Origin of the sequence: Streptomyces gilvus, from assembly GCF_022513565.1 — a bacterium.
Lineage (GTDB): Bacteria > Actinomycetota > Actinomycetes > Streptomycetales > Streptomycetaceae > Streptomyces > Streptomyces gilvus.
The window spans coordinates 22,197-34,610 of the sequence record NZ_JAKWBE010000004.1 but is presented as its reverse complement, the minus strand read 5'-3'; the positions used below and the strand labels follow the sequence as shown (position 1 = coordinate 34,610).

Sequence of the window (12,414 nt, the reverse complement as noted above, 5' to 3'; positions counted from 1 at the left end):
CTCCCGCAGTCGAAGTCCAACTTTACGACTTTCCTCAAGTGTTGACGCGCACACGCCATACTGTCATGGTCTGGACCTGTGTCCCCCACCAAGGTCCTCCTCAGCGCCCTCGGCGCCCTGACACTCCTCCTCGCGATCCCGGCCGGCGCCCGGGCCGACGTCCTGCAGCTGCTGCCGCAGAACGCCGACGGCCTCGAACAGAGCTTCTCCCCGGCCTACGACTACGACAAGGACGGCTGCTACGCCACCGCCGCCATCGGCGCCGACGGCACCGTCAACCCCGGCCTGAAACTCGGCGGTGACGTCAACGGCCACTGCCACGACTACGCCCAACTGGCCAACGCCAACACCTACTCACGCGAGAAGTGCGACCACGGCTGGTGCGCGGTGGTGTACGCCAGCTACTTCGAGAAGGACCAGGCCACCCTCGGTCCCGCGGCCATCGGCCACCGGCACGACTGGGAGCACGTCGTGGTGTGGATCAGCGACAACCAGGTCCAGTACCTGTCGGTGTCGCAGCACAGCGGCTACCAGATCGCGGCCCGCTCGGCGGTGCGCTTCGACGGCACCCACCCGAAGGTCGTCTACCACAAGGACGGCGTCTCCACGCACTGCTTCCGCTTCGCCAACGCAGGCGACGAACCGCCGGAGAACGCCACCGGCGGCTGGTTCTACCCCCGTCTGGTCGGCTGGAACGGCTATCCGGCAGGCTTGCGCGACAAGCTGCTGAGCGCGGACTTCGGCGCCGCCACGATCAAGATCAAGGACGGCGACTTCCAGTACGCCCTGGCCCACTCCATGCCCGCCGGTATCCCCTTCGACCCCAACGCCTGACCGGTCCGCGCACGCACACGAAGAGGCCGGGGCACCGAGCCCCGGCCTCTCGCTCTTCCGTTTCCTACGCCGACGCCGGCTGCGCCGTCGGTTCGGCCGCGCCCACCGCCGAGCGGGCGGTGTTCTTGCGGACCAGCAGCAGGGTGACCAGTGCGCCCAGCAGGGAGGCGCAGCCGCAGATCACCACGCCGACCGCCATGCCGTGCCCGAGGGCGCTCTGCGCGGCGGCCCGGGCGCTGTCGCTGCCTGCGTTGACGACGGCCAGCGGACCCGCGGCCGCCTCCATACCGGCGTCCGCGCCACTGAGCTTGCCCACCAGCACCGAGGACGCGGCACTCATCGCGACCGTGCTGATCACCGCGGGGCCGAGCGCCTGGCCGAACTCGCGCACCAGGCTGGTGGCGCCGCTGGCCATGCCGGTCATGGTGATCGGCACGGCGTTGACGGCGGCGGAGGTGAGCGAGGAGACCACGCAGATGAAGCCGACGCCCAGCAGCAGCACCGGGCCGATGAAGGCGGCGAGGGAGGTGGTGGTGACGGGCAGGGCTGCGATCCAGAACTGGCCCGCGGCCATCGGCAGCAGACCGCCCATCAGCAGCCAGCGCGGCTCCACGCGGGTGAGCATCCTGCTCAGCACGGGGGCGAGCAGCAGCGGGATCAACTGGAGGATCACGAACGGCATGCCCGCCCGCAGTGCACTCAGGTGCATCACGGCGCCGAGCCGGATGGAGACGCAGTAGGCGGTGCCGATGAACCCGAACATGCCCGCCAGGGCGACGACGGCCGCGGCGGCGAAGGACGGGATCCGCAGCAGGTCCAGGTTGAACATCGGGGAGGCGGACCGCTTCTCCGCCAGGACGAAGCCGACGAGCGCGACGGCGGCCAGCGACAGGGAGCCGACGATGGCCGCGCTCCCCCAGCCCCGGTCGCCGCCCTCGATGATGCCCCACAGCAGTGCGGTCAGGCCAATGGCGATGGAGACCTGCCCCGGCCAGTCCAGGCTGCGGCCCTCGGGCGCCCTGGAGTCGGTGACCAGCACCCAGCAGGTGACACCGACGGCCAGGCCGAGCACGACCGGCGGCACGAACGCCCAGCGGAAGTCGGCGACCGTCGCCAGGACACCGGAGGACAGCGGGCCGATCGCCGAGGCGAGGGAGATGCTCAGCGCCCAGGTCGAGACGGCCTTCGCGCGGTCCTTCTCGCCCGGGGTGGCGGCGGCGATCACGGCGAGGGAGCTCGGGAAGAGCGCGGCGGCACCCACACCGGCGAGGGCCTGGCCGATCCAGAGCATGGTGATGTTCTGGGAGGTGGCGTTGAGGAGTTCACCGAGAGCGAGGACGAACCCGCCGAGCACCAGCAGCCGCTTACGGCCGAACAGATCGCCCACCACACCGAAATTCAGCTCGAGAATGGCGGTGGGGAGAATGAAGGCGGACGTCACCCAGGCCACCTGGGAGCCGGAGGCGCCGAATGCGGACTGAATATTGCCGTTGATCGGCGAGGGCACGGTGATGCACAGCTGCGCCGCGGCCACGGCGAGACAGCACGCTATCAGCGTCCCCGTGTCGAGCTTTTTCAACGAAATCGATTCGGTCATCGCGCGTGCCCTCACTCTGCGTTCTTCTCTATGAGTTCGATGAGATTTCCCTCGGGGTCGCTGACCCAGGCCATGCGGATTCCGGGCTCGGGAGAGGGCCCGGGTTTCATGACCTCGCCCGCCCCGCCGGCCACCAGGGCCGCGTAGACGGGGTCGAGTTCGGGGGTGGTGACCGCGAAGTGCCCGTACCCCTGGGTGAGGGCGGCGGTCATCGGGTCCGGCGCCCGCAGGCCGGGCGCGGATCCCTCTCGGGCCAGCAGTTCGATGCGCCAGCCGTGCGGATGGGCCAGGACGACGCCGCTCAGGCCGGGGCCGTCCAGATGGAACTCGAAGACGACCTCCAGTGCGAAGGCGTTCCGGTACCAGGCGGTCTGGGCGGCCAGGTCGCGCACGTTGACGCCGACGTGGTCGAGTCGGGCGTGCACGGCCGCTCAGCCCGCCATCGCGCTGTCGCCGCCGTCGACCATGAGGTTGGCGCCGTTGACGAACGCGGCCTCGTCGGAGCAGAGGAAGGCCGCGGCGCGCGCGATGTCCTCCGGTTCGCCGACCCGCCCGACCGGGATGCGCGCCTCCAAGTGGGCCTTCGGCCCGTTCGGGTCGTCGAGGAAGGGGGCGGTGGCGGAGGTGCGCGTCATGCCGGGGGCGATGGTGTTGACGCGGATGCGGTGCGCGGCGCCGGCCGCGCACAGGTGCCTGCTCATTGCCAGCACCCCGCCCTTGGCGGCCCCGTGCGGCACCATCGGCAGGAACGGCGCGCCGCGTACGGCGGCCACGGAGGCGACGTTGAGGACCGCCCCGCCGCCGCGCGCGACGAGGTGCGGCCAGGCGGCCTGGGTGCAGAAGTAGGGGATGTCCAGCTCGTTCCTGATGGTGAAGTACCAGTCGTCGGCCGGCATCGTCTCGAACGGGCCGTTGCGCAGGGCGGACGCGTTGTTGTAGAGGATGTCGATCGCGCCGAAGGCCTCGATCCCGGCGTCGATCCACTCCCTCGCGCCGTCCTTGGTGGACAGGTCCACGGGCGCGAGGGACCGCATGACCCCGCCGGCCTTCTCGACGAGTTCCACGGTTTCCCCGTCGCTGTCCTCGTCGATGTCACAGCCGAATACACTGGCGCCTTCAGCGGCGAATACCAGAGCCGCCGCCCTGCCTATTCCGGCTCCCGTTCCACTGATGAAAGCGATTTTCCCGGCGAGTCGCCCCATGATTTCCCAAGTCCCTTGTCCCGTGCCCGCCGAAGTGCGGTGGTGGCAGCGTAGGGAGGGGTACTGACCGGAACAAGAAACCGGTCAATCGGGCGTTCGTATGGCTGGTATGCGGGCGTCGGCCGCCGTCCGGGACCCGGCTGCGGTTGGATGTCGGCATGACCACCGACGAGCACGCGCGGTTCATGCGGGCCAACCAGGCCAACTGGGACGCCCGCACCCCCGTCCACCTCGCCAGCCGGTTCTACGGCCTCGACCAGGACCTCGACCCGGCGCGCTGGTTCGCCCCCTTCGAGTGGGACGATCTCGGCGAACTGTCCGGCCGCGACGTACTGCACCTCCAGTGCCACCTCGGCACCGAGACGCTCGCCTTCGCCCAGCGCGGCGCCCGCGCCGTCGGCCTCGACTTCTCGGCGGCGTCGGTGGCCGCCGCACGGGGCGTCGCGGCGCGGGCGAGCGTGGCCGTGGACTACGTGCAGGCCAATGTGTACGACGCCGAACAGGCCCTGGACGGACGGCAGTTCGACATCGTGTACACCGGCAAGGGCGCCCTGTGCTACCTCCCGGACCTGGAGCGGTGGGCCGGGGTCGTCGCCCGACTCCTGCGCCCCGGCGGCCACTTGTACGTCGTGGAGTTCCACCCCCTGCTCAACGCGCTGGGCCCCAAGCCCGCCCCCGGCGAGGGTCCCGAGCTGCTGCTGCGCCACGACTACCTGGGCGGCGGGGGCGCCGTGCACCGGGACGCGACGCACACCTACACCGACGGCCCGGCGGTCGAGGAGGCCACGGACAGTTACGAGTGGATGCACGGAATAGGCGAGGTCATGAACGCGTTGACCGGGGCAGGACTGACCATCCGGCGCCTCAGGGAGAGCGAGGAGCTTCCCTGGCCCCGCTGGCCGCAGATGGTCCGTACGGCGTCCGGCTGGTGGCGCCTGCCGGAGCCGCGGATTCCGCTCCTGTACGGTCTGCTCGCCGCCCGCTGACCGGTTTACGGCCGCACCCCCTGTGGTACTTTCCTGCCAGCACCTGAGTTCGCCCCTGTCGTGGGCGCCGGTGCGGGTTCCCTCTCAGTTCGCCGCTCCGCCCGCCGTCTCCCGGCCGGCGCACCGGCTCTCCAGCACCACCTCGTGACCGGTACGGCCGTGCCGTACCCGAGGCGCTGTTCCCGCCGCCGAAGGCGCTGTCCGCCTTCCCGTCGCGGCTTCCACCCCTTCCTTCCGCATGTCTCATGCCATCCGTCCTCGAAAGGACCCCCACCATGACCACCACTCTCGAACACCCCCCGGTCCGGCAGGAGCCCCAGGCCCAGATCGTCACCGGTGTCCTCGACATCGACGCGGGCGGCAAGGGGCACCTGCGCGCCGAGACGCTGCTCGCCTCGCCCTCCGACCTGCCCGTCTCCCCCGCGCTGATCCGCCGTCACGGCCTGCGCAAGGGCGACCTCGTCGAAGGCGTACGGGACGGCCGGCGCGCCCTGACCGAGGTCGTACGGGTCGACGGGCGCACGCCCGACGACCTGCGCGGCCGCCGTCACTTCCGTGACCTCACCCCGCTCCACCCCAACCGGCGCCTGCGCCTGGAACACCCGGCGTCCGGGCTCACGGGCCGGATCACCGACCTGCTCACGCCCGTCGGCAAGGGCCAGCGCGGGCTGATCGTGGCACCGCCCAAGACCGGCAAGACCGTGCTGCTCCAGCAGATCGCGGCCGCCGTCGCCGGCAACCACCCCGAGTGCCGCCTGATGGTGGTCCTGCTCGACGAACGCCCCGAGGAGGTCACCGAGATGCGCCGCTCGGTGCACGGCGAGGTGTACGCCTCCACCTTCGACCGGGCGGCCAAGCAACACATCGCCCTCGCCGAACTCGTCATCGAGCGGGCCAAGCGGCTGGTGGAGGCGGGCGAGGACGTCGTCATCCTGCTCGACTCCCTGACCCGGCTGTGCCGGGCGCACAACAACGCGGCCTCCTCCGGCGGCCGTACCCTCAGCGGCGGTGTCGACGCGGGCGCGCTGCTCGGGCCGAAGCGGTTCTTCGGCGCCGCGCGGCTGGCCGAGGAGGGCGGCTCGCTCACGATCCTGGCCACCGCCCTGGTGGAGACCGGGTCGCGGGCCGACGACTACTTCTTCGAGGAGCTCAAGAGCACCGGCAACATGGAGGTCCGCCTCAGCCGCGAACTCGCCTCGCGCCGCGTCTTCCCGGCCGTCGACATCACCCCCTCGGGCACCCGCCGTGAGGAACTCCTGCTCTCGCCGGCCGAGTTGACCACCGTCCGCGGTCTGCGGCGCGCCTTGCAGACCCGCGACGCCCAGGGCGGTCTGGAAACCCTCCTGGAGCACCTGCGGGCCACCCCCGACAACGCCACCTTCCTGCGCCGCGTCCAGCCGACGCTGCCCGCGGAGTGATCCGTGACGGCCGCGAGGCCGAGCCGCAGACGGACACCCGCTGCGGCATCCGGGTGCTGAAGCAGCCCGTCCGGCCCGGTCATCGGCGCGTCCGGACGATCGATTCCTACGTTGATAAGTATGACCATCGGATTCTCTTCCCGGGCCGGCGTCACGGCCTGCGCGCTCTGCGCGGCGAGTGTCCTGGCGTTCGGCCCCGTCGCGGTGGCCGCCGGCGCGCAGCCCACGCCGAACGGCGCAACCCGGGCGGCGATGCCACAGCCCTCGCTCCTCTACCGGGCCGGCACACAGGTCCGGGCCCCGCGCGGGGTACCCCGCCTCCCGGACGTCTCCGCGCTGTCATGGCTGGTGGCCGACGCGGGCACCGGTGAGGTGCTGGCCGCCCACGACGCGCACCGCGGACTGCCGCCCGCCAGCACACTGAAGACCCTGTTCGCCCTCACCGTGCTGCCGACCCTGCCCGCCGGCGTCCGGCACACGGTGAGCGAGGAGGACCTGGCGGGCATCGGGCCGGGCAGCAGCATGGTCGGTGTCGCCCCGGGACGCACCTACGAGGTCGCCGACCTGTGGCGCGGCGTCTTCCTGAACTCCGGCAACGACGCCGTGCACGTCCTGGCCGCGCTCAACGGCGGCTGGCAGGTGACCGCCCAGCGGATGCAGGCCAAGGCACGCGCCCTGGGCGCCCTGGACACCCAGGTGCGCTCGCCGGACGGCTACGACACACCGGGGCAGGTGTCGTCGGCGTACGACCTGGCGGTGTTCGGGCGGGCCGGGCTGCGCAACGCGGACTTCGCGCGGTACTGCGGCACGGCCGAGGCGCTCTTCCCCGCCGGGGACGGATCGTCGTACGGGATCCGGAACACCAATCGGCTGCTGAGCGGCGCGGACGGCGTGGCGCGCTATCCCGGGCTGATCGGCATCAAGAACGGATACACGACGCATGCCGGCAACACCCTGGTCGCCGCGGCCCGCCGGGGCGGGCGCGCGCTGGTCGTGACGGTGATGAACCCGCAGAAGGGCGGTGGGTTCACCGTCTACGAGGAGGCGCGGGAGCTGCTCGACTGGGGGTTCGGGGCGGCCGGGCGGGTGGCGCCGGTCGGGTCGCTGGACGGGCTGCGGGTCAAGCCGCGTCCCGGGCCCGTCCCGGTTCCCGCGGCCTCTCCCGTGGAACGCGGGCGGGGGTGGGCCGAGACGGGGGCCATCTCCGGTGCTGCGGCGCTCGGCGCGGGAGCGGTGGCGTTGGTGCTGCGCGTCAAAGGGGTTCCCGTGGACGCGAGTTGACCGACCGGCAGCCACAACAGCAGGCCGAGGGTGATCCAGGCGTAGGTGTTGCTGCCGAGGAAACCGTCGAGGCCGGACGCGTCGTGGAACCACAGCCACACCACGCTGGTGCACAGCACGGCGTAAAGGGCGCCCGCGATCCGCGGGTGCCCGGCGCGGACCAGGACGGCGAAGGACGGCAGCAGCCACACCAGGTGGTGCACCCACGTGATCGGGCTGACCAGACAGGCGGTCAGGCCGGTGAGGGCGAACGCGGCCGCCCAGTCGCCGTCGGCGAGGGCGCGGCGGGTGCGCAGCGCCCAGACGCCGAGGACCAGCAGCACCGCCGCCGCCCAGACGGGGCGGTCGGTCACCCCGAGGCGGGCGAGGATGCCTTGCAGGGACTGGTTGGAGACGTAGTCGAGACGGCCCACCCGGTTGGTGTCCCACAGGGCGTCGGTCCAGTAGAAGCGCGAGGCGTCCGGCGCCACCAGGGCGGCGAGGCCGGTCGCCGCGCAGGTCACGGCGGTGGCGAGGGCGGCGGCGCGCCAGCGGCGGGCCAGCAGGAGCAGGCCGATGAAGACGGCCGGGGTCAGTTTGATCGCGGCCGCCAGCCCGATCCCGACGCCCGCGCAGCGGTCCCGGCCGGTGCGCAGCAGCCAGGCGTCGACGAGGACGAGGGCCAGCAGCAGCAGATTGACCTGCCCGAAGCTGAAGGTGTCGCGCAGGGGCTCGAACAGCGCGAGAACACAGGCGCCCAGGGCGCAGCCGTACCAGCCGTGGCGCCGCCACGCCCCCTCGGTCAGCAGGTGCACGATGAGCGCGAGGGCCGCCAGATTGAGCAGCAGGGCGAGGGCGATCGCCGTGTGCGGGCCGATGAGGGACATGGGCAGCATGGCGACGGCGGCGAACGGCGGATAGGTGAAGCCGTACGTGGTCCCGGGGACCTGGTAGTCGTAGAGCCGACCGCCGTGGTGGATCCAGGTGTTGACGGCGCCGTAGTAGACCCGCAGGTCGAACCAGTCGCGCAGCAGGGGCACGGTCGCGGTGAAGGCCGTGACGGAGGCGGCTACGGCGAGCACCAGCAGCAGCCGGCCGCGGTCGGTGCGGGGCGGGGTCATGCGGCGTGTCCCAGCACGGGTGCCTGGGCCGCCTGATGGGCCTGCCAGAGGACCACCACGGCCAGCGCGCCCCCGGAGACCGCCAGCACCAGTTGCCCGGTGTCCACGGGGCCGCCGCTGGGCAGCGTGGCGAGCGCCAGTACGCCCGTGACGGCCGCCACCCGGTGCCGTACCGAGGTGGTGGGCGCGGCGGCGGCTATCAGGAACAGGCCCCACAGGGCGTACCAGGGTCGGATGGCCGGGCCGAAGGCGGCGACCGTGGCGAGGCTCAGGCCCAGCGCGTAGAGCGGGCGGGGCCGCAGCCGCCACCATATGGCCGCTGTCGCCAGCACGGTGACGGCGAGACCGAGGACGTGCCAGGCGGGCAGGGCGAGCGGCGCGAGGTCGCTGCCGAGGTGTTCCAGCAGGGCGCCGGTGGCGCGGCCGAGGAGGCTGGTCAGCGCCCAGTTGTGCGCGGAGACGGGGGTGTCCAGGGCGCCTATCCAGCCGTACCCCGTGCCGGCGACGGCCGTGGCCGCGACCGTGGTGGCCGCGGCGGCGACACCGGTCGTCAGCACGGCCTTCGCGGGTCGTCGCCCCGCGCGCACCTGAAGGACCACCACCGCGGCCAGACCGAGTGCCGCGGGCGCCTTGACCAGCGCGGCGAGCGTCACGAGTACGGCTCCCAGGATCGGCCACCGTCCCAGCGCCGCCACCAGGCCCACGCCGAGCAGTCCGAGCATGATCGCGTCGTTGTGGGCGCCGGCGACCAGATGGAGCAGGACCAGCGGGTTGAGGGCGCCGAGCCAGAGCGCGGCGGCCGGGTCGGCTCCGCTGTGCCGCGCGAGCCGGGGCAGCGCCGCGGCCATGAGCGCCACCCCGAGCAGCGCCACCAGCCGCATCCCGACGAGACCGGCGGGCAACTGGCCCCGGGTCAGGTCGGACAGGTGGGAGGCGACGGCGAGGAACACCGGGCCGTACGGCGCTCCGGTGTGCTGCCACAGCGGCGCGACCTGGTCGGCCAGCGGGCCGCCGAGCTGGGCGGGTCCGTTGGCGTACACGTCGATGTGGGCGTCGACCATGGCGCCCTGGGCGAGATAGCTGTAGACGTCCCTGCTGAACAGGGGTGGCGCGATCAGCAGCGGTGCCGACCAGGTGGCGAGCACCAGCAGCAGTGAGCGCGGGCCGGGCGGCTCGGCGCCGCGCACCAGCCGGCCGAGCAGCACCCAGGCCGCTATGAGGATGACGACACCGAAGTAGACACCGACCAGCCCCAGCGCCGCGCGGACGTTGGCGGGGGCCAGCAGTTCCTGGACGGGAAGGGCGCCGGCCGTCTCACCGCCCAGCGCGAGGAAGGCGGTGCCGGCCAGGCCCAGCACCTGACAGCGGCGAAGATCGACGGGGAATGCCATGGCCAACACTCGGTCAGCGTGTCAACGCCGGGTGGCCGGAACCTGACGCGCCGTGTGCGGTCCGGGAACCTGTGTGTGACCGGCGTGTGATGGCGCCCGAGACCGATGATCACGCCCCGCTGCGTGCGTCCGTGCTGGTGCCGTTGCTGACGGGGTTCCTGGGTGACCGGGGACGTGGGGCGCGCGGTCAGAACACCGACAGGCCGGTCAGGGTGGTGAAGCGGTCGAGGGCGGCGACACCGGCCACGGAGTTGCCGCGCGCGTCGAGGCCGGGGCTCCATACGCACAGCGTGCACCGGCCGGGGACGACCGCGATGACGCCGCCGCCGACACCGCTCTTGCCGGGCAGGCCGACGCGGTAGGCGAAGTCGCCGGCCGCGTCGTACGTCCCGCAGGTCAGCATCACGGCGTTGACCTGCTTGGCCTGGCTGCGGGTGAGCAGCCGGGTGCCGTCGGCGCGGACGCCGTGGCGGGCCAGGAAGGTGGTGGCCAGGGCGAGGTCGGCACACGAGGCCCTGATCGAGCACTGCCGGAAGTACTGGTCGAGCAGGACCGGCACCGGGTTGTCGATGTTGCCGTAGGACGCCATGAAGTGGGCGAGCGCGGCGTTGCGGTCGCCGTGCGCGGCCTCGGAGGCGGCGACGTCCTTGTCGAAGTCGAGGGTCGGGTTGCCGCTCTCGGAGCGCAGGAACCCGAGCAGTTCGCCGGCCGCGTCCCCGGTACGGCTCTGCAGGCGGTCGGTGACGACGAGCGCGCCCGCGTTGATGAAGGGATTGCGCGGGATGCCGTTCTCGTACTCCAGCTGGACCAGGGAGTTGAAGGGGTTGCCGGAGGGCTCGCGGCCGACGTGCTCCCACAGTTCGTCGCCCTCGCGGGCCAGGTCGAGGGCGAGGGTGAAGACCTTGGTGATGGACTGCGTGGAGAACGGCTCGCGCCAGTCCCCCACGCCGTAGACCGTCCCGTCCAGCTCCGCGACGGCCATGCCGAAGCGACGCGGGTCGCAGGCGGCGAGCGCCGGGATGTAGTCGGCGGGCCGGCCGCGGCCCGGAGTGCGTTCGATCTCCTCGGCGATGCGCTCCAGGACCGGCTGGAAGGCGAAGGACGACGTCGTTGTCATGATCACTATTGTGCCTCCGCGCCGGTCCCGGCGCGTCGCCGCTGGTCGGGAGTTGGTCAGACCGAGAGGGAGCCGCTGCCGGCGACGACCTCGGGCCGCAGCAGGCCGGCGAGCGTCTCGGCCGGCAACAGGCCCTTCTCCAGGACGAGTTCGGCCACCCCGCGCCCGGTGACGAGGGCTTCCTTGGCGATGTCGGTGGCGGCCGTGTACCCGATGTGCGGGTTCAGGGCGGTCACCAGCCCGATGGAGTTCTCCACGGTCGCCCGCAGCGCCTCGGTGTTGGCGGTGATGCCGTCGACGCACCGCTCGGCGAGGGTGAGGCACGCGCTCTGCAGGTGCGTGACGGACTCCGACAGGGAGTGCAGGATGACCGGCTCGAAGGCGTTCAGCTGCAGCTGACCGGCCTCGGCGGCCATGGTGATGGTGACGTCGTTGCCGATCACCTCGAAGGCGACCTGGTTGACGACCTCGGGGATCACCGGGTTGACCTTGCCCGGCATGATGCTCGAACCCGCCTGCACCGGCGGCAGGTTGATCTCCCCGAGTCCCGCGCGCGGCCCCGACGACAGGAGTCGCAGGTCGTTGCAGCTCTTCGACAGCTTGACGGCGATCCGCTTCAGCACGCCGGACATCTGGACGAACGCCCCGCAGTCCTGGGTCGCCTCGACCAGGTTGGCGGCCGTGACCAGCGGCAGCCCCGTGATCGCCGCGAGGTGACGGCGGGCCGCCTCCGCGTACCCGGCCGGGGCGTTGAGCCCGGTGCCGATGGCCGTGGCCCCGAGGTTGATCTCATGGATCAACTGGACGGCCTCGTCAAGACGGTGGCGGTCCTCGTCCATCATGACGGCATACGCGGAGAACTCTTGACCGAGCGTCATCGGGACCGCGTCCTGCAACTGTGTACGGCCCATCTTGAGCACATCGCGGAACTCGACGGCCTTGCGGGCCAACGAGTCCTGCAGTACAGCCATCGCCTTGAGCAGTCCATGTACCGCGAACACCGTCGCTATCTTGACGGCGGTCGGGTAGACGTCATTGGTCGACTGCCCCAGGTTGACGTCCTCGTTGGGGTGCAGGTACCGGTACTGCCCCCTCTCGTGCCCCAGCAACTCCAACGCCCGGTTGGCGACGACCTCGTTGGCGTTCATGTTGGTCGAGGTCCCCGCACCCCCCTGGATCACGTCGACGACGAACTGCTCGTGCAGCTTCCCGTCCCGGATCTCCCGACAGGCCTCCACGATGGCGGCGGCCTTCTCCGGCGCGAGCAGCCCGAGTTCCTCGTTGGCGAGCGCGGCCGCTTCCTTGACGGCGGCCAGCGCGTCGATCAGATGCGGGTAGGCGGAGATCGGAGTCCCGGTGATGGGGAAGTTCTCGGTGGCGCGCAGGGTGTGCACGCCCCAGTAGGCATCGGCCGGGACGTCACGGTCGCCGAGCAGATCGTGTTCGCTACGGGTGACGACGGTGGTCATGAGGGTACGGTTCCTCTTT

General features: G+C 71.7%; 10 protein-coding genes and 1 pseudogene. 4 read left to right on the top strand and 7 right to left on the bottom strand.

Translation table 11 applies throughout. The features are described 5' to 3' along the window. The first annotated feature begins 78 nt into the window (after positions 1 to 78). The gene (locus tag MKW14_RS08470) at positions 79 to 834 is read left to right on the top strand and encodes an NPP1 family protein (protein WP_240860582.1); all 756 of its coding nucleotides are present in this window, start codon (positions 79 to 81) and stop codon (positions 832 to 834) included. Between the two features lie 64 nt (positions 835 to 898). Here MKW14_RS08470 and MKW14_RS08465 read toward each other — a convergent pair whose 3' ends face one another. Genes MKW14_RS08465 through MKW14_RS08455 form a run of 3 tightly spaced genes read right to left on the bottom strand, consistent with a single transcriptional unit; the run spans position 899 to position 3,633 of the window. Next, complete coding sequence (locus tag MKW14_RS08465; protein ID WP_240860575.1) at positions 899 to 2,431, bottom strand: MFS transporter; 1,533 nt, start codon at positions 2,429 to 2,431, stop codon at positions 899 to 901. Between the two features lie 11 nt (positions 2,432 to 2,442). Next, positions 2,443 to 2,856 (bottom strand): VOC family protein, encoded by a 414-nt coding sequence (locus MKW14_RS08460; protein ID WP_240860573.1) that lies wholly within the window; start codon positions 2,854 to 2,856, stop codon positions 2,443 to 2,445. Positions 2,857 to 2,862: 6 nt separating this feature from the next. Then, positions 2,863 to 3,633: an SDR family NAD(P)-dependent oxidoreductase gene (locus tag MKW14_RS08455; RefSeq protein WP_240860571.1), complete on the bottom strand. Its 771-nt coding sequence runs from the start codon at positions 3,631 to 3,633 to the stop codon at positions 2,863 to 2,865. Between the two features lie 158 nt (positions 3,634 to 3,791). Between MKW14_RS08455 and MKW14_RS08450 the strand changes: the two genes are divergently transcribed. The 3 genes and pseudogenes from MKW14_RS08450 to MKW14_RS08440 all read left to right on the top strand — a co-directional run. Next, the gene (locus MKW14_RS08450) at positions 3,792 to 4,619 is read left to right on the top strand and encodes a class I SAM-dependent methyltransferase (RefSeq protein ID WP_240860569.1); all 828 of its coding nucleotides are present in this window, start codon (positions 3,792 to 3,794) and stop codon (positions 4,617 to 4,619) included. Between the two features lie 275 nt (positions 4,620 to 4,894). After that, positions 4,895 to 6,037 (top strand): transcription termination factor Rho, encoded by a 1,143-nt coding sequence (gene rho, locus MKW14_RS08445; RefSeq protein ID WP_240860567.1) that lies wholly within the window; start codon positions 4,895 to 4,897, stop codon positions 6,035 to 6,037. A gap of 120 nt (positions 6,038 to 6,157) precedes the next feature. After that, positions 6,158 to 7,036, top strand: a pseudogene (locus MKW14_RS08440) (D-alanyl-D-alanine carboxypeptidase family protein); the annotation flags it as partial. 35 nt (positions 7,037 to 7,071) lie between these two features. Here MKW14_RS08440 and MKW14_RS08435 read toward each other — a convergent pair. From MKW14_RS08435 to aspA, 4 genes are all read right to left on the bottom strand, one after another. After that, on the bottom strand, positions 7,072 to 8,418 hold the full coding sequence (locus MKW14_RS08435) for a glycosyltransferase 87 family protein (RefSeq protein WP_240860565.1): 1,347 nt from the start codon (positions 8,416 to 8,418) through the stop codon (positions 7,072 to 7,074). Beyond that, positions 8,415 to 9,809, bottom strand: coding sequence for a polyprenol phosphomannose-dependent alpha 1,6 mannosyltransferase MptB (gene mptB / locus MKW14_RS08430; RefSeq protein WP_240860557.1), 1,395 nt, complete (start codon positions 9,807 to 9,809; stop codon positions 8,415 to 8,417). Before mptB ends, MKW14_RS08435 begins: the two co-directional genes overlap by 4 nt. Before the next feature lie 187 nt (positions 9,810 to 9,996). After that, positions 9,997 to 10,926 (bottom strand): glutaminase, encoded by a 930-nt coding sequence (locus MKW14_RS08425; RefSeq protein WP_240860555.1) that lies wholly within the window; start codon positions 10,924 to 10,926, stop codon positions 9,997 to 9,999. Between the two features lie 56 nt (positions 10,927 to 10,982). Then, on the bottom strand, positions 10,983 to 12,395 hold the full coding sequence (aspA, locus tag MKW14_RS08420; RefSeq protein WP_240860547.1) for an aspartate ammonia-lyase: 1,413 nt from the start codon (positions 12,393 to 12,395) through the stop codon (positions 10,983 to 10,985). Between the last annotated feature and the right edge of the window lie 19 nt (positions 12,396 to 12,414).